20 protein-coding genes and 1 pseudogene are annotated in these 21156 nt (G+C 51.6%); 14 read left to right on the top strand and 7 right to left on the bottom strand.

Features of this window, described 5'->3' with window-relative positions; genetic code table 11:
• Position 1 precedes the first annotated feature (1 nt).
• Positions 2-820 (top strand): cyanophycinase, encoded by an 819-nt coding sequence (locus HCR03_RS03760; RefSeq protein WP_156991389.1) that lies wholly within the window; start codon positions 2-4, stop codon positions 818-820.
• A complete protein-coding gene (gene cphA / locus HCR03_RS03755) occupies positions 804-3452 on the top strand; it encodes a cyanophycin synthetase (protein ID WP_207727263.1) in 2649 nt (882 codons plus the stop codon). The genes HCR03_RS03760 and cphA overlap by 17 nt, the downstream gene beginning before the upstream one ends.
• 48 nt (positions 3453-3500) lie before the next feature.
• On the opposite strand, the gene HCR03_RS03750 is transcribed toward cphA, so the two are convergent.
• The 4 genes and pseudogenes from HCR03_RS03750 to HCR03_RS20740 form a co-directional block, all read right to left on the bottom strand.
• Positions 3501-4049 carry a hypothetical protein gene (locus tag HCR03_RS03750; protein ID WP_187036697.1) on the bottom strand — a complete coding sequence of 183 codons (549 nt, stop codon included), beginning with the start codon at positions 4047-4049 and terminating at the stop codon, positions 3501-3503.
• An 18-nt stretch (positions 4050-4067) separates the two neighbouring features.
• Positions 4068-4298: a helix-turn-helix domain-containing protein gene (locus HCR03_RS03745; RefSeq protein WP_187036695.1), complete on the bottom strand. Its 231-nt coding sequence runs from the start codon at positions 4296-4298 to the stop codon at positions 4068-4070.
• An 11-nt stretch (positions 4299-4309) separates the two neighbouring features.
• A complete protein-coding gene (locus tag HCR03_RS03740) occupies positions 4310-4813 on the bottom strand; it encodes a DUF2975 domain-containing protein (protein ID WP_066644769.1) in 504 nt (167 codons plus the stop codon).
• 400 nt (positions 4814-5213) lie between these two features.
• Positions 5214-6058: pseudogene (locus tag HCR03_RS20740) on the bottom strand (IS30 family transposase); the annotation flags it as partial.
• Positions 6059-6308: 250 nt separating this feature from the next.
• Between HCR03_RS20740 and HCR03_RS03730 the strand changes: the two are divergent.
• The 9 genes from HCR03_RS03730 to HCR03_RS03690 all read left to right on the top strand — a co-directional run bounded on the left by HCR03_RS03730 (position 6309) and on the right by HCR03_RS03690 (position 14612).
• Positions 6309-6569 (top strand): NUDIX hydrolase, encoded by a 261-nt coding sequence (locus tag HCR03_RS03730; protein WP_187036693.1) that lies wholly within the window; start codon positions 6309-6311, stop codon positions 6567-6569.
• Positions 6559-7740, top strand: coding sequence for an alanyl-tRNA editing protein (locus HCR03_RS03725; protein WP_066644038.1), 1182 nt, complete (start codon positions 6559-6561; stop codon positions 7738-7740). The genes HCR03_RS03730 and HCR03_RS03725 overlap by 11 nt, the downstream gene beginning before the upstream one ends.
• Before the next feature lie 114 nt (positions 7741-7854).
• Positions 7855-8493 (top strand): phosphoribosyltransferase, encoded by a 639-nt coding sequence (locus tag HCR03_RS03720; RefSeq protein ID WP_187036691.1) that lies wholly within the window; start codon positions 7855-7857, stop codon positions 8491-8493.
• A 216-nt stretch (positions 8494-8709) separates the two neighbouring features.
• Positions 8710-9894: an acetyl-CoA C-acetyltransferase gene (locus tag HCR03_RS03715; protein ID WP_066644039.1), complete on the top strand. Its 1185-nt coding sequence runs from the start codon at positions 8710-8712 to the stop codon at positions 9892-9894.
• A 44-nt stretch (positions 9895-9938) separates the two neighbouring features.
• Complete coding sequence (locus HCR03_RS03710; RefSeq protein WP_066644230.1) at positions 9939-10715, top strand: enoyl-CoA hydratase-related protein; 777 nt, start codon at positions 9939-9941, stop codon at positions 10713-10715.
• A gap of 36 nt (positions 10716-10751) precedes the next feature.
• On the top strand, positions 10752-11591 hold the full coding sequence (locus HCR03_RS03705; RefSeq protein WP_066644040.1) for a 3-hydroxyacyl-CoA dehydrogenase family protein: 840 nt from the start codon (positions 10752-10754) through the stop codon (positions 11589-11591).
• A gap of 36 nt (positions 11592-11627) precedes the next feature.
• Entirely contained in the window at positions 11628-12767 is a 1140-nt protein-coding gene (locus HCR03_RS03700; protein ID WP_066644041.1) for an acyl-CoA dehydrogenase, read from the top strand.
• Positions 12768-12794: 27 nt separating this feature from the next.
• Positions 12795-13577: an electron transfer flavoprotein subunit beta/FixA family protein gene (locus tag HCR03_RS03695; RefSeq protein ID WP_066644042.1), complete on the top strand. Its 783-nt coding sequence runs from the start codon at positions 12795-12797 to the stop codon at positions 13575-13577.
• Positions 13578-13595: 18 nt separating this feature from the next.
• On the top strand, positions 13596-14612 hold the full coding sequence (locus HCR03_RS03690) for an electron transfer flavoprotein subunit alpha/FixB family protein (protein WP_066644043.1): 1017 nt from the start codon (positions 13596-13598) through the stop codon (positions 14610-14612).
• Between the two features lie 77 nt (positions 14613-14689).
• On the opposite strand, the gene HCR03_RS03685 is transcribed toward HCR03_RS03690, so the two are convergent.
• Entirely contained in the window at positions 14690-15028 is a 339-nt protein-coding gene (locus tag HCR03_RS03685) for a DUF6054 family protein (RefSeq protein WP_066644044.1), read from the bottom strand.
• Positions 15029-15160: 132 nt separating this feature from the next.
• Here HCR03_RS03685 and HCR03_RS03680 point away from each other — a divergent pair, with 132 nt between their 5' ends.
• Both HCR03_RS03680 and HCR03_RS03675 read left to right on the top strand, forming a co-directional pair.
• Positions 15161-15733 (top strand): TetR/AcrR family transcriptional regulator, encoded by a 573-nt coding sequence (locus tag HCR03_RS03680; protein ID WP_066644045.1) that lies wholly within the window; start codon positions 15161-15163, stop codon positions 15731-15733.
• On the top strand, positions 15730-16812 hold the full coding sequence (locus HCR03_RS03675; RefSeq protein ID WP_187036689.1) for a radical SAM/SPASM domain-containing protein: 1083 nt from the start codon (positions 15730-15732) through the stop codon (positions 16810-16812). Before HCR03_RS03680 ends, HCR03_RS03675 begins: the two co-directional genes overlap by 4 nt.
• 48 nt (positions 16813-16860) lie before the next feature.
• Here the strand turns inward: HCR03_RS03675 and HCR03_RS03670 are convergent, their stop codons facing one another.
• On the bottom strand, positions 16861-18006 hold the full coding sequence (locus HCR03_RS03670) for a cysteine desulfurase family protein (protein ID WP_156991393.1): 1146 nt from the start codon (positions 18004-18006) through the stop codon (positions 16861-16863).
• On the bottom strand, positions 18003-18458 hold the full coding sequence (rnhA, locus tag HCR03_RS03665) for a ribonuclease HI (protein ID WP_066644048.1): 456 nt from the start codon (positions 18456-18458) through the stop codon (positions 18003-18005). Before rnhA ends, HCR03_RS03670 begins: the two co-directional genes overlap by 4 nt.
• A 386-nt stretch (positions 18459-18844) precedes the next feature.
• Between rnhA and HCR03_RS03660 the strand changes: the two genes are divergently transcribed.
• Positions 18845-21130 (top strand): RNase J family beta-CASP ribonuclease, encoded by a 2286-nt coding sequence (locus tag HCR03_RS03660; protein WP_228725088.1) that lies wholly within the window; start codon positions 18845-18847, stop codon positions 21128-21130.
• Positions 21131-21156 lie beyond the last annotated feature (26 nt).

Genomic DNA, 21156 nt, shown 5'->3' with positions numbered 1-21156 from the left:
GATGTCTGAACCCCCGAAAGGGTATTTGATTATTATCGGAGGAGCGGAGGATAAAAAGGGAGAAAGCGTTATATTAAGGCAGGCGCCGGAGATGCTTTCCGGTTCGGATTGGCTCACCGTGCTGACCACGGCAACGGAAAAGCCGCAGGAAGCAGGGAAGAAATACAAAGATGTTTTCAGCGGCCTCGGAGTAAAAAATGTCAGCATTCTTGATATCAGCAATCGGGAACAGGCCGAAAGCCCGGAAAACTGCAGCGCGATTTCAAAATCGAAATGCGTTTTCTTTACGGGCGGTGACCAACTGAGAATTACGAGCATTCTTGGGGGAACCAAGGTGAATAATGAACTGAAAAGGCTGTATTTTGACGGGGGGATCATCATGGGAACCAGCGCCGGAGCTTCCGCGATGACGTCCACGATGGTTGTTCAGGGCAACGACAATGAGCCGGCAAGGAAATGCACCCTGAAAATGGCGCCGGGCCTCGGGCTGCTGAGCGGCGTCATCATCGATCAGCACTTTGATCAGCGAGGCCGGTTCGGCAGGCTGCTGTGCGGCGTGGCGGAAAATCCGGACGTCCTTGGAATCGGAATCGATGAGGATACGGCGATCAAACTTTATCCTGACCAGCACTTTGAGGTGATCGGTTCCAATGCCGTGACCATCATGGATGGAAAGACCATTCAAAGCTCAAACGTTTCGGAACTGAATCAGAACGAGCTCCTGATGATCACCGGAGTTACGGTGCATACGCTGCCAACAGGCTATGGATTTGAACTAAAGGATAGAAAGGTTTTGCGACTGAATGATGGAAAGCAATAAGATTCAGATCCTTGACCATCGCTATTACCGCGGCAGGAATATTTACAGTCATAAACCGGTAATGAAGATGATCGTGGATATCGGTAAATACGGTCTGATTCCCACGAAGGAGATTCCCGGATTCAACCAAAAACTTCTTTCCTGTTTTCCGGGGCTGAAAACAAACTACTGCAGTCTGGGTTATGAAGGGGGATTTCTGGAACGTCTGGAAGAGGGGACCTACCTGGCCCATGTGCTGGAACACACGATTCTTGAAATGCAGGCCATGCTGGGTTACGAAGTCAGCTTCGGGCGGACCAGAACCATTGAGGAGCCGTCCAGATACTACCTGGTCTATCAGTATAAAAACGAAGTATGCGGTTTGGAGTGCGGGAAGGCCGCGGTTTTTATCCTGAACCGGTTTCTGGACAATAAGGAAGTTGACATCGAGGGCTTCCTGGATTATCTGGGTGAAATATCCATCAACGCCGAACTGGGACCCAGCACCACGGCGATTGTGGAAGAAGCCCGGAAGCGCGGAATTCCCGTGACCAGAATCGGCCACGAAAGTCTGGTGCGAATCGGCTACGGGAAATACAGCCATCTGGTCGAATCGACTCTGACCGACCTGACCTCCTGCATCTCCGCCGATATTTCCTCCAATAAACAGCTGACGAAATCCATGCTCAGTGAAAATAAAATTCCGGTGCCGTATGGAAAAACGGTTTACTCCGAACTGTCCGCGGTCATGGCCGCCGGTCAGGTCGGACTTCCCGTCGTCATTAAGCCGATCGACGGAAATCAGGGGAAGGGCGTTTCCCTGAACCTGAACAGTGAGGAAGAAATCAAAGCGGCGTACCGGAACGCGGCGAAATTCGGAACCGGCGCCGTTGTGGAACAGTATGTAAAAGGGAAGGATTTCCGCGTTCTTGTGGTCGGCGACCGGGTCTGCGCCGTCGCGGAACGCCTTCCGGCCTGTGTGACCGGGGACGGGATTCATACGATTCAGGAACTGATCCGGCTGAAAAACAGCGATCCCAGACGGGGAGAGGCCCATGAAAAGCCGCTGACGAAGATCCGCCTTGACGAAGTTGCGCTGGACGAACTGAAAAAACAAAAGAAAAAGCCGGAGGATGTTCCCGAAAAGGGTGAAACCGTCCTGCTCAGAAAAAACGGAAACCTCAGTACGGGGGGGACGGCTACCGACTGCACGGACCTGATCCATCCCGACAACGCGGAGTTTGCCGTCAGGGCGGCTCAGGTCATCGGGCTTGACGTTGCGGGCGTCGATTTTGTCACGGAAGATATTTCCCGGTCGATTCAGGAGACGGGCGGCGTGATCGTGGAAGTCAACACGGCGCCGGGAATCCGCATGCATCTGTATCCGAGCGAAGGCATTCCCAGAAACGTTGCGAAGGATATTGTGGATCGGCTGTTTCCGCAGACGGAATACTGTTTCCCCATTGTGTCCGTCACCGGGACGAATGGAAAGACCACAACCGTGCGTATGATTCACCATGTGCTTTCCATAACGGGGCTCAACGTCGGCATGACCAGTACCTGCGGAACCTACATTGGGAATAAGTGCGTCTGCAAAGGCGACAATTCGGGGCCGCGCAGCGCGGAATCTCTGTTGTCCGACCAGACGGTGGAGGCCGCGGTTCTGGAAACGGCGCGCGGCGGCATTGTCCGGGAGGGCCTGGGCTATGATCTGGCGGATGTCGGGGTCATTACCAATATCGCGGACGATCATTTGGGACTGAACGGTGTGGAAACTCTGGAGGATCTGGCCTTTGTAAAATCACTGGTCGTCGAGGCCGTCAAAAAGGACGGGCATGCGGTGCTGAACGCGAGGGACCCGATGACTCCGACGATTTTGAAAAGAGTACACTCCAACGTGATTCTTTTTTCCGGGCATCCCGCAAAAGACGTTTTTGTTCCCAAAGGATGTGTCAGGGTATATGAAGAAAACGGCGGAATTGTAATCAGCGCGCCCCGTGAAAGACTGAATCTGATTCAGATATCCGAGATTCCCGTGACGGGCGGAGGTCTTATCGAGTGCAATATTGAAAACTGTCTTGCCGCCGTTTCGGCCCTCTACGCGCTGCGCGTGCCTTTGGAAGTGATTCGAAAAGGACTGAAGAGCTTTTTGATGAACACGGGGCGGTTTGATCTGTTTCGGCTGGGCGGGTTTCACGTCATGCTGGATTACGGACACAACCGGCCCGGTTATGAAAATGTCATAAAGGCTTGCGGAAGAATGGAGCATGAAAGACTGATCGGCGTGATCGGCATGCCGGGCGATCGCAGTGACGCGGCGATTCGGGATACCGCTCACCTCTGTGCAAAATCCTTTGACGGAATTTATGTGAAAGAGGATGAAGACCTGCGGGGGAGGGAAAAAGGCGAAGTTGCGGATCTGTTCTACCGGACGATTACGGGCGACGGATTTCCAAAGGACCGGATTTCAGTTTTCGAACGGGAATTGGAGGCGCTGAAAAACGCCGTCGCTCAGGCAAAAGACGGAGATCTGATTGTCGCTTTTTATGAAAAGCTGGAACCGTTGAAACAGTACCTGGAATCTGCGGGAGCGGAAAAAGTGGGTTTTTGTCCGCCGGAGATGCCGCGTCGGGAAAAAGTGCAGATATCATAAGCAAGGCCCTGCCGTTTGCGCGACAGGGCCTTGCTGCTTCTTAAGGGATTAAGAGTCGTATTTATAAAAGTAAAAAATGTGCTTGATTGGGTCGTATAACGCAAATATAAAGTCATGAGAATACTGGTTTTGAAGTGGGCTTGTTTTGCTGCGGATGTCTTGCTCGTTTCGGTTCAGAAAGAAGTAGTAGCCGATTGAAACGTCTTTCGTTTTCTTGATCCAATCGTCTCCAATCCCCCCATAATGAATCGCATTGGCCCCGTTTCCTCCGTAAATCAGGAGAGCAAGGTCCTCCGGTATCGGCAAGGGCAGCCAACCGTTTTTGTTGGTGATCCCCATCTCCTCTTTGTCCGCGTCGGCGGGCAGCGCGACTTCAAGATCGACTTCGCCGTCTCCGAACCAGCCGGTGGAATCGCTGTACTCAGTCACGGAAGATTTGCGCGGAATGGCAACCTTTAACGTGTTTTCAATCTGAGATATTTCTTGCGCTTGAGGGTCAAAAGCATAAAAAATTAAAGGATAGAGAACCGCCAGTCCGATGAGTGCCGTCCCCAGTACAATCAAAACCGCAGTCAAAACCGGGCTTCGCCGGCGCATAGGCATTGCCTCCGTTCATTAATCCGTTTCCGAATCGGCTTTTTCCTCGTTTTCAAATTCCAACAGATCGCCCGGCTGACAGTTTAAAACTCTGCAAATTTCGTTGAGCGTCGAAAAACGGATCGCGCTGATTTTTCCTGTTTTTATTTTTGACAGGTTAACATTCGCAATTCCGACTTTTTCCGAAAGTTCCTTTAAGGAGATTTTCCGGTCCGCCATGACACGGTCCAATCTAAGAATAATTGCCATCGTTCCCGTCCTTACAGAGTCTCGTCGGATTGTTTCTGCAATTCCATCCCGTATTCAAAAACAAGCGCAAGGCAGAACACCACGAAACCCAAAACAAAAATAATCCCGCCATAAGATGTAACAAATACTTCTTTCTGCCCATTGATTGCCGGCCGAACGGCATTGGAAATCCATTGAAAAATGATTTGAACCGGTTCCACCGCGATTAATAATGCGGAAATTGTTTTCAACCGTTTCACATTTTCCCGCAAAAAAGGAGAAGCTTTTCTCAGCGTCTGTAAAAATCTTCCGGTTAAAAATAAAATGAAAAGAAAAACAGCGTTCGTAAAAAGATTGGAAAATGTGGTAATCCAGAAATCACCCGATCGAGTCATCTTGGGAAACAAAAATTCTTCGGGTAAAACAAGCATCAGAGTGGACGCCGCAATGGACAAAACGATGACAGCCTGCACGACTCTTACAGCAATCAGCACGATTTTTCCGCTTTTTTCAATTTTTAAACAACTTGGGTTCATTAAAAATCCTCCTTTAATCGAAAAGATAACCATAGTATACCATAATTAATTACGTTATTCAATAATAAATTAATGTTTATCGATAATTTTTTTAATATTCCTCCGGCAGACGGGGGCGAATTGTAGCCCAAGGATCCCGTTTGTAAAACAGGAATCCCACTTTGCAAATGAGAATCCAATTTTGAAAACGAAAGTCCCGATTTGTAAATGAAAATCCCGTTTTGTAATCAACTTTCCCGAAAGTCTCTGGAAAAGCGTACCGCAGGAGCACTTTCGGGGCTCATGAAGGCTGCAAAAGGGTACAGTAAATAGAGGCGCAACTCCCGCTCAGTTTTTTTGTAACTGGAGAATCCCGCCTTGCAGGGGAACAATGGCTGGCGGACAGTGTAAGTAGATAAAATCAGGTTGAATGCTTGAGAAGGCGCGGCTTCAAAACGATATTTTCGGAAGCAATGGGGAGGCAACCAAGCTTTTGAAGGATTCCTTCCCCATAGCAGAAACGAAACATCTCATAGGGACTGCGCCCATTCAGCTTGTTCCTTTTGTAGGAGTTGATGTGATTCATCATTTTGAAAATGTCCGGTTGGGTCAGATTGTCGAAAGAGGTTCCCTTAGGCAAAACCCGCCGAATCAGTTCGTGATTCACCTCAATAGAGCCCTTTTGGTAGGGACTGCTGGGGTCGCAGTAAAAAATTCTCGTGCGGAGGATGTCTTTTCCGGAGGGACCGTATTCCATCAGTCTGGGATTCGAAAACTCACTGCCGTTGTCCGTCAGAATCACTGGGAACAGGTTTTCAAAACATTCCCGGCCCAAGAGCCTGTAAATGGCATCCAAAGAATCAATCACAGACTGCGAGGTGTTTGCGTCCCGCAGAAAAGCCAGCATTAGGCTGGTATTTACGAAATGAACGGTAAGCAATACTTTTCCGCCTTTGTTTCCCAGTACGGATCCATTTCCACAATCTGAGTATCAGGATGGCCTTCCCTGTATTTTTTGAAATCCTCATAATTGCGTCCAATACGGCACCCGCGGTCAATCTTGAATTCCGGCTTTTTGTATCTGGGACGGTATTTCACTTTTCTCGGCAGATCAATGTTCCGGACGTCAAACAAAGAAGCGTCGATGTAATTGTAAAGGGTTTTCTCACTACAGGTCATTTCATTCGCGTGAGTAAGGTAGATCTGATGTACCGATTGGCCGTTCCGAATCAACGGAGTAATCAGCAGATTCAATCTTTCCGGCTCTGTGGAAGGCTTTTCGCTACGCTTCAAAAGCTTTCCGGGGCCGTAACTACAGACGAAACTCCTTGTAACCGGAAAATCCATACATCTTCCGCACGGGAGTTTCATTACAATTGCATTCTACTCTTGCGGGAGAGTATGGATTCTCGCTTTACAATTCAGGAACAAAACGGATCTGGCCATATGCGGTTGCCGGAATCCTAAAGCAGGAGTATAATTAAATTCAAAGTCAAATGAGAAAAGAGGAGCCTGCTTGCCGGAACTCTGCGACGTTTGCGATCAAAACAAAAACAGGACCGGCAGAGTCTGGACCCGCGGCGTCTCGATGTGGCCCGGAGATTACCGTCTTGTAGTATATGTGGGCGAGCTTCGGCTTCAGCCCGAGGAAGTGACACAGGCCAAATGGGTTGGCCGCGAGGAATATGAAGACATGTGCCGACAGGGAATTGTGGTTCCGGCCTGCACGCGGTTTTATGAATGGATGAAAGAAATGGAGGAGAAGAATGAAGCGTGAGACGGTAAAACTTTACGATTTGAATTCAAAGCTGAGAACTTTTCAAGCCCGTGTGCTGGAGTGTGTCCCCGAGAAAGACCGGTTTCTGGTCATTCTTGACCGCACGGCTTTTTTTCCGGAAGGGGGCGGTCAGCCTTCCGACCGGGGGGTCCTGAATTTTGCAAACGTACTGGACGTTCAGGAAAAGGACGGAATCGTCTACCATACCTCGGACCGGTCGTTCCAGCCGGGAGAAATGGTTTCCGGCGGAATCGACTGGCCGCGCCGCTTTGGGCTGATGCAGCAGCATTCCGGCGAGCATATTGTTTCCGGGCTGGCCCACCGGCTGTTTGGGCTTGACAACGTCGGATTTCATATGAGCGAAACGTCTTTGACGGTTGACCTGAACGGGGAGCTTTCCGCGGAGGACCTTGCGCTGATCGAGCGGCTGGCAAACCGCGCGGTCTGGCAGAACCTTGCGGTAAAAGTGTCGTATCCTTCCGCGCAGGAGCTGGGAAGGATTCCTTACAGAAGCAAAAAGGAACTCACCGGCCGGGTTCGGATTGTTGAGTTTCCCGGTTATGATATCTGCGCCTGCTGCGGCACCCATGTGGAGCGTACCGGAGAAATCGGCGCGGTTAAGATGTTGTCTTCCCAGCGGTACAAAGGCGGGACCAGACTGACCATGGCCTGCGGCGGCCAGGCCCTTCGGGATTACGGGGAGAGGGTAAACAGCGTATCTGCCGTTTCCGCGCTGCTTTCCGCAAAGCCGGCGGAGATCGAACAGTCTGTGGAACGGGTTCTGCGCGAGAACGCGGATTTAAAGCGGAGGCTCTCCGCCCTTCGGACGGAAATTTTCCGGTTGAAGGCTGGCGCCATCGCTCCGGGCTGCGGAAATATTCTGATCTTTGATGACGACCTGACTCCGGACGAGCTTCGCCGGTTTGCGCTGATTTTGTCGGAACGCTGTTTTGCGACGGCCGCGGTTTTTTCCGGCGACGATTCAAAAGGGTACCGATATGCCGTATCCGACCCCGCGAATGATGCCAGACCCTATGCAAAAGAGCTGTCCGCCGCTTTTTCGGGAAGGGGAGGCGGACCGAAGGAACTGGTTCAGGGTTCGGTAAGCGGACTGCAAAAAGAAATTAAATTGTTTTTCGAGCAAAGGGCGTTCCGCTGCCGGGAGACTTAAAACCGCGATGTGAAATTATGCAGAATAACCTAGACTTCGTAAAAAAATCTTGCACCTTTGGGGAATCAATGCTATAATAATTACGACTTTTATTGGGAAAGTGGTGTGCCGGTCATGGAAAGCAGAGCTGTTCAGGTTCGCTGCGATAAAAACCGGGATATTGTCTTGAATCTTATTCCGGGGCATTTTGCAACCTCGCATTCTCACGTAAACTATTACATTGACATGACAGGCATTAAACACCAGCAGAAAATTGCCAAACAGGCAGCGGAATTCATGGCTGAAAGGTACGTCAATTCCGTATCCGTCGATACGATCATCTGTATGGACGGCTGCGAAATAATCGGTGCCTTTTTGGCTGAGGAACTCTCAAAATCAGGCGTTTCCTCCCTGAATGAGGGAACCGACATCAGCATTATAACCCCCGAATATCCAAATGGGCAGCTTCTGTTCCGCGACAATGTCCAGGATCGGATCTGGAACAAAAACATTCTTTTGCTTGTGGCTTCCGCAACCACCGGCAAGACGATTAACCGCTCGCTGGAATGCATCCGTTATTACGGCGGCAAAATCGTAGGAACCTCTGCGATTTTCAGCGCGATCGGAGAGACCGGCGGCATCGAGGTCAACTCCATCTTTGCCAGTGATAATTTGCCGAATTATTTTACCTGCTCCGTTCTTGACTGCCCGTATTGTCAAAAGGGGCAGAAGATTGACGCGATTGTGAATAGTTACGGATACTCTAAAATTTAAGGCTGGCAGGCGCATGCCATATGCGCCTGTTTTCATATTATCCACGATGTGAAATTCATTTCGTATTATGGATAATTTGAACGTTTTTTAAAAGAGTTTTTGTTAATTTTTTCAAACCTAGCCTTGCAACTCGGGGTATATTGTGATATATTTAACATAGTCTGTTGTAAACAGCAGTTCGGAAATTTTTATTGGAATTTTAAGGAGGAAAAACCTATGTCAAGGAAAATCGTTTTAGCAGGTGCTTGCCGTACGGCAATCGGTAAATTTGGTGGGACTCTCTCCGGTGTGCCTTTGGTCGATATCGGCACGACGGTTGTAAAGGAATCCATGAAACGCGCCGGTATCTCGCCGGATCAGGTGGATGAAGTCATTCTCGGCTGCGTTTACCAGGCCGGTGTTGGCCAGAACATTGCGCGTCAGGTCTCTGTCGGCTCGGGCATTCCGATTCCGGTACCGGCTTTTACTCTGAATAATATGTGCGGTTCCGGTTTGAAAAGCATCAATGTCGCTGCGGCAATGATTACGGCCGGCGAAGCGGATGTCATTGTTGCGGGCGGTATCGAGAACATGTCCAGCACCCCATATCTGCTGAAAAACGCAAGATTCGGTTATCGTATGCGCGACGGCAAACTGGTCGACTCCCTGATTTACGATGGCCTTGAGGACACATTCAACCATTATCACATGGGGATTACGGCGGAAAACGTCGCGGAGAAATACGGAATTACCCGTCAGATGCAGGATGAATATGGCGCAATGAGTCAGAACCGTGCCGAAAAAGCGTTAAAAGAGGGCAAATTCAAGGAAGAAATCATCCCGATGGAAGTTAAAATGAGGAAGCAGACGGTCCTGTTCGATACGGACGAGGACATTCGTCCCGGCACGACCGTGGAAACCCTTGCAAAGCTGAAGCCGGCATTCAAACCAGACGGAACCGTTACGGCCGGAAACGCTTCCGGAATTGACGACGGCGGTTCCGCAGTTGTTATCATGTCGGAAGAAAAAGCGAAAGAACTTGGCGTGAAGCCTCTGGCAACGTGGGTTGCGGGCTCGTGGGCAGGCGTCGATCCGGCTTACATGGGACTTGGCCCGATTGAGGCAACAAAAAAGATCATGGCGAAAACCGGCATGACCGTTTCGGACATGGATTTGGTGGAAGCCAACGAGGCGTTTGCGGCGCAGACCCTTGCGGTTGCGCACGATCTGAAGTTTGATATGGACAAGACGAACGTAAACGGCGGCGCGATTTCTCTCGGCCATCCGGTCGGATGCTCCGGCGCGCGTATCCTTACCACCCTGCTTTATGAAATGAAGAGGAGAAAGAATGAGCTGGGCCTTGCGACTCTTTGCGTCGGCGGCGGCATGGGCGTTGCCACCATTGTTAAAATGGAAGGCTAACCAGTCATCAAACCTGAAACATTTTAGGAAAGAAGGCAATGAAGATGGGGTATGTGAAATATGAGCAGAAGGATCTGGTCGGGGTCGTTACCATTGACCGAGAAAAGGCCCTGAATGCCCTCAACACCGAAGTCCTTGCCGATCTGGAGGCAGTGGTCGACGCGATTGACCTTGGGAAAACTCGCTGCGTGATTATTACCGGCGCCGGCCAGAAGGCCTTTGTCGCCGGAGCGGACATCGGCGCGATGAGCACGATGACGAAGGAACAGGGCCGGGCGTTCAGCAAGCGCGGCAATGATGTGTTCCGCAAGATTGAAAGCCTGCCGGTCCCCGTCATTGCGGCCGTCAACGGTTTTGCGCTGGGCGGAGGCTGCGAGCTTTCGCTCAGCTGCGACATCCGCATTGCGTCCGAAAACGCTTTGTTCGGGCAGCCGGAAGCCGGCCTCGGCATTACGCCCGGCTTTGGAGGAACACAGCGCCTGGCGCGCACAATCGGCGTCGGCAAGGCAAAGGAACTGATTTATACCTGTGGCAAGGTCAAAGCCGAAGAGGCGCTGAAAATCGGTTTGGTCAACGCGGTATATCCGGCGGATCAGCTGATGGAAGAATGCATAAAGCTGGCCGGGAAAATCGCGCGGAACGCTCCGATCGCGGTTCGCCAGTGCAAAAAAGCGATTAACCTCGGTCTGCAGATGGATATTGACTCGGCTGTGTCCTTGGAAGCGGAGCTGTTCAGCTTTTGCCTGGATACCAAGGACCAGAAAAATGCGATGACCGCTTTCTGCGAAAAGAGAAAGCCGGATCCGTTTATCAACGAATGATTTTTGATTGTAAAAATATATAAGGGGGTTTTTTCTATGATCGTTGGCGTTATTGGTGCGGGGACAATGGGCTCCGGAATTGCTCAGGCATTCGCTCAGACAGAGAATTATTCCGTAAAGCTTTGTGATATTAACGCAGAGCTGGCTGCAGGCGGCAAAAAAAAGATTGAGAAGACGCTGTACAGAGCCGTTTCCAAAGGGAAAATGGAACAGGCTAAGGCGGACGCGATTCTCGCAAAAATCACGACCGGCACCAAAGAAATTGTTTCGGACTGCGATTTGATCGTTGAAGCGGCTCTGGAACGCATGGACGTCAAAAAGGCACTGTTCAAGGATTTGGAAAGCATCTGCAAAAAAGACTGCATTTTTGCGACAAATACGTCTTCCCTTTCCATTACGGAAATCTCCAGCGGCCTTGACCGGGCGGTCTGCGGCATGCATTTCTTCAATCCTGCTCCGGTCATGAAGCTGGTTGAGGTGATCGCCGGCATTACGACTCCCGCTTCCACAGTGGAAAAGGTCAAGGCGATTTCGGCGGAGATCGGCAAGACGCCGGTACAGGTCAAAGAGGCCGCCGGATTTGTCGTAAACCGTATTCTTGTTCCTATGATCAATGAAGCGGTCGGCATTTACGCCGACGGGACGGCCGCCGCCGAGGACATCGACACCGCGATGAAGCTCGGCGCGAATCACCCGATGGGCCCTCTGGCTCTGGGCGATCTGATCGGCCTCGACATCGTTCTTGCGGTTATGGAAGTTCTTCAAAATGAGACGGGCGACCCGAAATACCGCCCGCATCCGCTGCTCAGGAAAATGGTTCGCGGCGGTTTGCTCGGCAGAAAAACCGGCAAGGGCTTTTACGATTACAGCAAGTGACTCTGGCAAAGCTAATATGAATTTGGAGGAACGAGTATGGACTTTCAACTGAGTAAAGAACATGAAATGGCCCGCACTCTCTTTAGGGACTTTGCGGAAAAAGAAATAAAACCATATGCGCAGGACGTGGATGAGAACGAACGCTTTCCGAAGGAGGCGCTTGAAAAATTCCGTCAGTACGGCTTTATGGGAATCCCTTATCCGAAGGAGATGGGCGGTCAGGGCTGCGATACGCTGACCTATGCAATGTGCGTGGAAGAGGTGGCGAAGGTATGCTGCACCTCCAGCACAATGCTTTCCGCCCACACCTCACTTTGCACTTGGCCGATTTACAAATACGGCACGGCGGAGCAAAAGGAGAAATACATACCGAAACTGACCTCCGGCGAATGGCTGGGCGCTTTCGGCCTGACGGAGCCGAACGCGGGCACCGATTCTTCCGCGCAGCAGACCAAGGCGGTTCTTGACGGCGACCACTATGTGATCAATGGCAGCAAGATCTTCATCACCAACGCTGGCTACGCCGATGTTTATGTAATCTTTGCCATGACCGACAAGAGCGCCGGCAACCACGGCATTACCGCGTTTATTGTCGAAAAGGATTTCCCGGGCTTTTCCATCGGCAAGAAGGAAAAGAAGATGGGCATCCGTGGTTCCGCAACCTGCGAACTGATTTTCGAAAACTGCATCGTTCCGAAAGAAAATCTGCTCGGTCAGGAAGGCAAGGGGTTTGTTGTCGCCATGACGACGCTGGACGGCGGACGCATCGGCATCGCGGCTCAGGCGCTCGGCCTCGCGGAAGGCGCTTTGAACGAAACTGTGAAATACGTTAAGGAAAGAAAGCAGTTCGGCCGTCCTCTTTCAAAGTTCCAGAACACTCAGTTTGAAATCGCCGACATGTACACCAAGATCCAGGCTGCGCAGCTGCTCCTTTATAAAGCTGCCGTTGCTAAAGATCACCAGAAGAGTGTTTCGCTTGAAGCGGCTGAGGCTAAACTTTACTGCGCAACCGTTGCGATGGATGTGACCACTCGCTGCGTACAGCTGCACGGCGGCTACGGCTACACACGCGAGTACCCGGTGGAACGCATGATGCGCGACGCGAAGATCACCGAGATCTACGAGGGCACCAGCGAAGTTCAGAAGATGGTCATTTCCAAATATGCCTTGAAGTAAGGCGGAAACTCTAAGGAGGGAAATTCGTTGAATATTGTCGTTTGCATAAAGCAGGTACCGAATACCAATGAAGTGAAGCTGGATCCCAAAACCGGCACCCTGATCCGCGAGGGCGTGCCGTCCATCATCAACCCGGATGATAAGGCCGGTCTGGAGGCGGCTCTTCGCCTGAAGGACGCGAAGGGCGCACATATCACCGTTCTTTCCATGGGTCCGCCGCAGGCGGATGCCGCTCTGCGTGAAGCGCTTGCCATGGGCGCGGATGATGCCGTGCTTGTAACGGACCGCGCTTTCGGGGGCGCCGATACATGGGCTACCGCTTACACGATTGCCGCTGCGCTCAAAACCATGGATTATGATCTGATTATTACGGGCCGTCAGGCAATCGACGGCGATACCGCCCAGGTTGGCCCGCAGATTTCCGAGAACCTGAACCTTACCAACATCAGCTATGCGGAAGACATTAAGGTAGAAGGCGACTCTGTGATTGTGAAGCGGCAGTTTGAAGACCGCTATCACATCATCAAAGCCAAAATGCCGTGCCTGATTACCGCTCTGAGCGAACTGAACGAGCCCCGTTACATGACCCCGGGCGGAATTTTCGACGCTTATCAGAAAGAGATCAAGGTCATTACCCGCAAGGACCTCGATGTGGACGACAGCTGCCTCGGCCTGAAGGGCTCTCCGACTCATGTCGTGAAGACCTTTACTAAGAGCGCGAAAGCTGCGGGTACCGTTGTCAATAATCTGAATCCTCAGGAAGCGGCCGAGTACATACTCGAAAAGCTCAGAGAAAAATTCATTATATAGTTGAAAGTGGTGAGCTACATGGATATTCAGGAATATAAAGGCATATATGTATTTATCCAGCAGGTCGACGGTCAGGTGGCCGGCGTTTCCCATGAACTGCTCGGCAAAGCGAAAGAGCTTGCAAAAGATATGGAAACGGAAGTTACCGCGGTTCTGCTGGGCTACCATGTTTCCGGCCTTTGCAAGGACCTGGCAAGCTACGGCGCCGATAAGATCATCATGGTCGACAACAAGGACTTAGAGCTTTATTCCACAAAGCCGTATGCATACTGCATGTGCCATATCATTGAAAAGTACAAACCCGCCGTGGTTCTTTACGGTGCTACCGCAATCGGCCGTGACCTCGCTCCGCGTGTGGCCGCCAGAGTCCGTACCGGTCTGACCGCGGACTGCACGAAGCTTGACGTTGCAGACGACGGCACAAAGAACCTGAGAATGACCCGTCCCGCATTCGGCGGAAACATCATGGCAACCATCATATGCCCGGATTATCGTCCTCAGATGGCGACGGTCCGCCCGGGCGTCATGCAGAAAATTAAGCCGATCGACGGCGCTTCCGCTCCGACTGACTCGATTGACATGGAAATTCCCGCTTCCGAAAAGGATGTTCAGATTCTGGAAGTCATCAAGAAAGAATCACAGAAGATGGATATCCAGGACGCGAAGATTCTGGTATCCGGCGGCCGCGGCATGGGCTGCCCGGAGAACTTCAAGCTACTTGAGAATCTCGCGGATGCTATCGGTGGAACCGTCAGCTCTTCCAGAGCCTGCGTCGATGCGGGTTGGGTGGAAAAAGATATTCAGGTCGGTCAGACCGGAAAAACGGTTCGCCCGAACCTCTATCTTGCCTGCGGCATCTCCGGTGCAATTCAGCACCTGGCCGGTATGGAAGAGTCCGATGTTATTGTGGCCATCAACAAGGACGAAGGCGCACCGATGTTTGAAGTTGCGGACTTCGGTGTTGTCGGCGATGCCCTTAAAGTTCTTCCTCTTCTTACGGAAGAAGTCAAGAAAGCAATGGCTGCCCGCAAATAATTTGTATCAATATGAATCTGAGGCCCGGCATACCGAATGGTATGCCGGGCCTTTTCTCATGTGAGAGCTTTACAAGCCTAGAGCCCCATGCGCCGCACACTGTCCGCGACAAGATCCGTCAGCTCCGTTTCCGCGCCAAGACTGAAATTCAAAAACACACCGGAGCCGCCCCCGGCTCCGATCGCGGCAATGAATACACTGCGATCAGCACCCGCTACGGTTAGACTCAGGCTTGCCCGATTGCCGTTTCTCATAAAATATTTGTCGTAAACCCGAACGGCAACTTTTGTTCCCCCGGACTGATAGTTGCTTTCATCCACAAGATTCATGCTGACTCCGCTTTGAAGAATATCATTTTCCAGAGTCGAAATAATTGACTCAAAATCCCCGTTTACGAGTTTTTCAAATTTAGCCATATCGATCCCTCCGATTTTCATTTGCTTTCAGTATATCATAACATCTTCAAAAAGTCCGGAAATTCGCTTGACAAAAGAGGAAAAGGGGAATAGTATATGAACATGTTTTAAACACGTTTAACAGGAGGAGACATGAAGGAGAAAGAAGACCTGAAAAGCCAGCTGATTTCAGCGGCGTCGGACCTGCTGCGCGAAAGCGAGGATCCGACGGGAATTACATCCCGCCAAATTGCCGCAGCCGCCGGGACGAACGCAGCGATGATCAATTATTATTTCGGATCAAAGGATGAGCTGCTGACAGAGGCGGTAGGCAAGGTGATTGAATCGGAAGCGGAATGGTTCTATGCCCCGCCGGATTCAATGGAATCCCCCAAAAAGGCTTTGCGGAACATATTGCTTCATCTGTCGCAAATGGTACTGCATTATCGGCGGTTCTCGAAAATTTTTATTCCGCATATTCTGCTCGAAGATGAAATCGTCAGCCCCGTCTATCTTCTTCCCCTGCTGCGAAAACATTTCGGAACGAAAAAAAGCGAAGTGGAATGCAGAGTCATTGCGTACCAGATGATTTCCTTTTTGCAGCTCGTGTTTTACCGTTCCGACGCATTCCTGCGTTATGCGGGGATCAATCTGACCGACGAAAGCGCCTGTGAAACTCTGATCGATCTGGAAATGGACTTATTTTTACCGGAGGCGAAAGTATGACTGATTTAGCGGAGTACATGAATCAAGCAATTGGCGAAATTATTTCATCCGCCCTGCGGGCCAGCCTGAGAAATCCGAAAGAAAGCAGGTTCTTGCTTCATGCCGGCTCAGCACAGAAAAAAGCGGCGGAGCTTCGCGGCAATTATGAAAAGAACGGAACCCATGTTCCGCCGTTTCTCATCGCCAGCATCACCCAAAAATGCAACCTTCACTGCGCGGGGTGCTACGCGAGGGCAAACCATTCCTGCATAGATCATCCAACAGCAAATGAAATGGACGCCGATCGCTGGGACGAAATTTTCCGTGAAGCCGAAGAACTCGGAGTTTCCTTTCTGCTGCTCGCCGGCGGTGAGCCTTTGACCCGGGCGGATATTCTGACGGCGGCGGCTTCACATCAGAATCTGATTTTTCCGGTTTTCACAAACGGGACGCTGGTTCGGGGAGAACTTCTGGATCGATTTGATTGCAGCCGAAATCTGATTCCGGTTCTCAGCATTGAGGGAGACAGGGAAAATACGGATTTAAGGCGCGGCAAGGGAATTTACGACAAACTCGCAGAAACCATGGAGCAGTTGAAAAAACGCGGTATTTTTTATGGAGTGTCCATTACCGTCACAAAGAATAATTTATATCAAGTTACCGATCAGGAATATTTGCGCCTGCTTAAGCATGCCGGGTGCGGCCTTGTGTTCTATGTTGAATATGTGCCGGTCGAATCCGGCTCCGAACAGTTGGCGCCCGGTGAGCGGGAACGGATTTTGCTTGAGCAAAGGCTTGACCGCCTGCGGGAAGAATTTCATTCGATCATCTTCCTCTCTTTTCCGGGTGACGAAAAAGCGCTGGGCGGCTGTCTTGCGGCGGGGCGCGGGTTCTTTCATATCAGCGCCATGGGTGCCGCGGAGCCCTGTCCGTTCTCTCCGTTTTCCGACACCAGCGTTCTGTCCGGCGGCCTGAAACATGCACTTGACTCCGGACTGTTCAGAAAGATCCGGGAAAGCGGAATCGAAACTGCGGAGCATGCGGGCGGATGCACCCTGTTTGCAAAAGAAAAAGAAGTCCGCGCCCTGCTCGGTAAATAAACCGATTTACAGGGAGCGGACAAAATAAGTCAGTTCCACCTTTCGAACTTACTGGGAAGACAACGAACGTACCCGCATGATTACGTCTGGCAGAATCTGCAGAATCTCATCCACTTCCGCTTCGGTATTCTGACAGGAAAGCGTCAGGCGCAGGGAACCGTGCGCCAGCGGTTCCGAAAGGCCGATCGCGCGCAGCACATGGCTCGGCTCCAGCGAACCGGCCGTGCAGGCGGAGCCCGCGGAGGCGCAGATTCCGTTTTGGTCCAGCAGAAGAAGAAGGGCTTCTCCTTCCACCTGCTCAAAGCTCAGGTTCACGTTTCCCGGAAGGCGTTTGACGGGATCGCCGTTCAGCCTTGTGCCGGGAATTTTCAGCGCCCCTTGAATCAGCCTGTCGCGCATGGCCGTCAAACGGTCCGCACAGGCTTTTCTGTTTTCACAGGCTTCCTTCAGGGCCACAGCCAGCCCGACAATTCCCGCGACGTTTTCCGTGCCGGCGCGCAGGCCGCGTTCCTGCGCGCCGCCGTCCATCAGGCCGGAAATGCCGGCGCCCTTTCGGATATAAAGGGCGCCGACGCCTTTCGGACCGTGAAATTTGTGCGCGGAAAGAGAGAGAAAATCCACATTCATCGCTTTTACATCCAGAGGAAGAATTCCGGCCGCCTGAACCGCGTCCGTGTGCAACGGGATGCCGGCGCCGCGGCAGAGAGCCCCGATTTCCGAAATCGGCTGAATGGTTCCGATTTCATTATTTGCGGTCATAACGGTTACCAGCGCGGTCTCCGGGCGGAGCGCGGCCTTTAATTCCTCCGGCCTTATGATTCCATCCTCATGGACGGACAGCGCCGAAACCGTGAAACCGCCGGATTCCAGTGACCGAAGAGAATGCAGCACCGCGTGGTGTTCGAATTCAGAGGTAATCAGGTGCGTCTTTCCGGTTTCTTTCCCCTTTTTCGCTGACATCTTAATCGCCCAGTTGTCGCTTTCAGAACCGCCGGAAGTGAAAAAAATTTCATCGGGACGCGCGTCTAAGCAGTCGGCTACGGTTTCTCTTGCCGATTCGAGCGCTCTTTTTGCCCGGCGGCCCGACGCGTACAGGCTGGACGGATTTCCGAATTCCTTTGAAAAATACGGAAGCATCGCCTGCAGTACGGAATCGGAGACGGGAGTCGTCGCCGCGTTATCCGCATAAATCATGTTGCAGTGCCTCCGTTTTTATGCTTCTCTGTTTCTGCGACCGCCATGCGGTCGCAAAGTTCGTTTTCAGGGTGTCCTGCATGCCCTTTTACCCAGTTGACCGTCACATGGTGCGTCTCAAGAAGACCGAGCAGGATTTCCCATAAATCGCTGTTCAGAGCAGGCTTTTTGTCGGCCTTGATCCAGCCGCGTTTCTGCCATCCTATGGCCCAGCCCTTGGTGATTGCATCGCAGACGTAGCGGGAATCGCTGGTCAGGATCACCTCGCAGGGTTCGCGCAGCTGGCGCAGCGCCTCGATGACGCCGGTCAGCTCCATTCTATTATTTGTGGTTTCGCGTTCGCCCCCGCTCAGCCTTTTTTCGTGGCTGCCGTAGCGCAGAACCGCGCCCCAGCCGCCCGGTCCGGGATTTCCGCTGCACGACCCGTCCGTAAAGATCTCAACCCGCTTCATCCTATCACCATAAGTCCTTTGATTTTTCTGTTATTATAGCACAAAGGAGGGGCACATACAAATCGCGGGGAAAGACGGTATGAAACGTTTTTTCATTTCTTTCATTTGATTAGAGAGCGCAGGATTGGTCATAATAAAGTCTGCGGAAAGAAAACTGTATTGACAGTCTTTGTGAATCAAGGTACAATAAATAAGATATTAGTGTCCGGATTCAGCGATTCACGGGTTATTCCCGTTTATTTAGCACATAGAGAAGCATTTAATACATTTTTGCGCGGGCCCGGTGCAGCGTAAAAGGTAAAATGAATAGAGGTAAACCAGATTCGTTTGACCCGATTGTCGACGGATTTTAATGGTTGTGCCCAAAATATGATGGAGGTCATTTTGTGACAGAAAAACAATTAAATAAGAGCACTAGCAGCTCGGCTGGCCGTCAAGGCGCTGAAAATCAAAACACCGAAGCCGGCAAGGAAAAACGTCCCGAACTTTATCAGAAGATCACGCCGCCTCAGCTTCCGGTGCAGAAGAAGCAGGAGCAGCAGCAGCGTCCCGCCGCAGCCAGACAGGGCAGACGAAGAAGCACCCAAAAGCCCTCTGCTGCACAGGAAAACGGGGAACGTCAGAATACGGAACGCCAGAATAATGAACGCCAGCCTCAGACACGCCAGCCTGCTCAGACAAACCAGCAGGCTCCTGGAAAACCGATTGCTGCCGATGGAAAGCAGCAGGCTTCTGGAAAACCGATTGCTGCCGATGGAAAGCAGCAGGTTCCTGGAAAACAAATTGCTGCCGATAGACAGCAGCAGGCCGGACCAAAGGAGAAGAAGGGAATCCGTCCGCTGAACGGAGAAAAGCAGCGCGGCGGAAGGCAGAAAAACGGTGCGAAGCAGCAGCCCCTTACGGCGATTCAAAAAACCGTACAGCAGTATTTGACGGAACAGGCGGCAAGAGAGAAAAAAGAAGCCGCCGCACAGAAGAGCAAACGCGGACGCAGGGGACGTCAGAATCAGAAGAAACCGTCGATCAAAGCCTATTTTCTCGGCGGATTGAACGAAGTCGGCAAAAACTTTACGCTGTTTGAATGCGAAAACGATATGGTGATCGTGGACTGCGGCATGGCTTTTCCGGACGGTGATATGCTGGGCGTTGATCTTGTGCTTCCGGACTTCACATTTGTGGAACGCAACGCCGAAAACATCCGCGGCATTATTTTAACCCACGGCCATGAGGACCATATCGGAGCACTGCCTTATCTGCTGAAAAAGGTGAATCTTCCGATTTACGGCACGCCGTTTACACTTGCGCTGATCAACAGCAAATTAAAGGAACACGGCCTTCAGAATTCCGTGAAGGCTGTTGTCGTCCAGCCGGGCGAGCACGCGCAGCTTGGCTGCATGGATATCGAATTTATCCATGTCAACCACTCCGTTCCCGACGCGGTTGCCGTTGCTATTCATTCCCCGGCCGGAGTCGTCGTCCACACGGGCGATTTTAAAATCGACTGTACACCCGCGATGGGTAAAATGATTGATTTGGGTCGTCTTGCTCAGCTTGGCAACGAGGGCGTCCTGGCCCTGTTCTCCGATTCCACCAATGCGGAGCGGCCGGGCTTTACAAAGTCGGAAAAAAGTGTCGACAGCTCCTTCGACATGCTGTTCAAACGCGCGCAGGACAGCCGTATTATCATTGCAACCTTCGCCTCCAATGTGAGCCGCGTTCAGCAGATCATTAACTGCGCGGTTAAATACGGGCGCAAAGTGGCTCTGTCCGGCAGAAGTATGGTTAATGTCATGACGATCGGCGTGGAGCTTGGATATCTCGACGTCCCGCAGGGAGTGCTGATCGACATTGACATGATCAACCGTTATCCGAAGGAACAGATCGTTCTGGTTACAACCGGAAGTCAGGGAGAACCGATGAGCGCCCTGACCCGCATGGCATTTGCCGACCACCGCAAAGTGGAAGTAGGTCCGGGCGACTTTATCATCATTTCCGCTCGCCCGATTCCCGGAAATGAAAAAACAATCGGAAATGTGATCGACGAGCTGATGAAGCGCGGATGCCGCGTTGTTTACGAATCCATGTATGAAGTGCATGTTTCGGGCCACGCCTGTCAGGAAGAACTCAAACTGATGCAGGGAATCGTAAAGCCGAAATATTTTATTCCGGTTCACGGCGAACAGAAGATGCTGCGGAAAAACGCGGACTTGTCCTATGCCATGGGGAGGGACCCGAAAGACGTCTTTATCGGCGATAACGGCGACGTTGTCGAGCTTAACGAGGATTATATGAAACGCCTTGCTCCGGTTCCGGCCGGTCGGATTCTGGTAGACGGCTTGGGCGTCGGCGATGTGGGAAGTATTGTTCTGCGGGACCGCAAGCACCTTGCCGAAGACGGGCTGATTGTGGTTGTCTGCACCATTTCCTGCACGGATGGTCACATCATTTCCGGCCCGGATGTTGTATCCCGCGGCTTTGTCTATGTCCGTGAATCCGAACCGCTGATCGACGAGGCCCGTGATCTGGTTTCATCCGTTTTGCAGGAATGCGCGGAGAACAAAATTCACGACTGGGGAACACTGAAAACTCGGATTAAAGACGAGCTGTCCCGTCTTCTCTACAATCGTACGCGCCGCAGCCCGATGATTCTGCCGATTATTATGGAAGTATAGTCATCCCGGATCGGTTTTAAGGGGTA

Origin of the sequence: Caproicibacter fermentans, assembly GCF_014303955.1 — a bacterium.
Lineage (GTDB): Bacteria > Bacillota > Clostridia > Oscillospirales > Acutalibacteraceae > Caproicibacter > Caproicibacter fermentans.
This window is presented reverse-complemented; position numbering and strand designations above follow the sequence as displayed.

Excerpts from the sequence above, each read along its gene's own strand:
- HCR03_RS03720 (WP_187036691.1), top strand. The coding sequence starts at position 7,855 with ATGGAAAGCAGAGCTGTTCAGGTTCGCTGCGATAAAAACCGGGATATT.
- HCR03_RS03740 (WP_066644769.1), bottom strand. The coding sequence starts at position 4,813 with ATGAACCCAAGTTGTTTAAAAATTGAAAAAAGCGGAAAAATCGTGCTG.
- HCR03_RS03725 (WP_066644038.1), top strand. The coding sequence starts at position 6,559 with ATGAAGCGTGAGACGGTAAAACTTTACGATTTGAATTCAAAGCTGAGA.
- HCR03_RS03760 (WP_156991389.1), top strand. The coding sequence starts at position 2 with ATGTCTGAACCCCCGAAAGGGTATTTGATTATTATCGGAGGAGCGGAG.
- HCR03_RS03715 (WP_066644039.1), top strand. The coding sequence starts at position 8,710 with ATGTCAAGGAAAATCGTTTTAGCAGGTGCTTGCCGTACGGCAATCGGT.
- HCR03_RS03675 (WP_187036689.1), top strand. The coding sequence starts at position 15,730 with ATGACTGATTTAGCGGAGTACATGAATCAAGCAATTGGCGAAATTATT.
- HCR03_RS03670 (WP_156991393.1), bottom strand. The coding sequence starts at position 18,006 with ATGATTTATGCGGATAACGCGGCGACGACTCCCGTCTCCGATTCCGTA.
- HCR03_RS03685 (WP_066644044.1), bottom strand. The coding sequence starts at position 15,028 with ATGGCTAAATTTGAAAAACTCGTAAACGGGGATTTTGAGTCAATTATT.
- HCR03_RS03705 (WP_066644040.1), top strand. The coding sequence starts at position 10,752 with ATGATCGTTGGCGTTATTGGTGCGGGGACAATGGGCTCCGGAATTGCT.
- HCR03_RS03745 (WP_187036695.1), bottom strand. The coding sequence starts at position 4,298 with ATGGCAATTATTCTTAGATTGGACCGTGTCATGGCGGACCGGAAAATC.
- HCR03_RS03690 (WP_066644043.1), top strand. The coding sequence starts at position 13,596 with ATGGATATTCAGGAATATAAAGGCATATATGTATTTATCCAGCAGGTC.
- HCR03_RS03700 (WP_066644041.1), top strand. The coding sequence starts at position 11,628 with ATGGACTTTCAACTGAGTAAAGAACATGAAATGGCCCGCACTCTCTTT.
- HCR03_RS03680 (WP_066644045.1), top strand. The coding sequence starts at position 15,161 with ATGAAGGAGAAAGAAGACCTGAAAAGCCAGCTGATTTCAGCGGCGTCG.
- cphA (WP_207727263.1), top strand. The coding sequence starts at position 804 with ATGATGGAAAGCAATAAGATTCAGATCCTTGACCATCGCTATTACCGC.
- HCR03_RS03750 (WP_187036697.1), bottom strand. The coding sequence starts at position 4,049 with ATGCGCCGGCGAAGCCCGGTTTTGACTGCGGTTTTGATTGTACTGGGG.
- rnhA (WP_066644048.1), bottom strand. The coding sequence starts at position 18,458 with ATGAAGCGGGTTGAGATCTTTACGGACGGGTCGTGCAGCGGAAATCCC.
- HCR03_RS03710 (WP_066644230.1), top strand. The coding sequence starts at position 9,939 with ATGGGGTATGTGAAATATGAGCAGAAGGATCTGGTCGGGGTCGTTACC.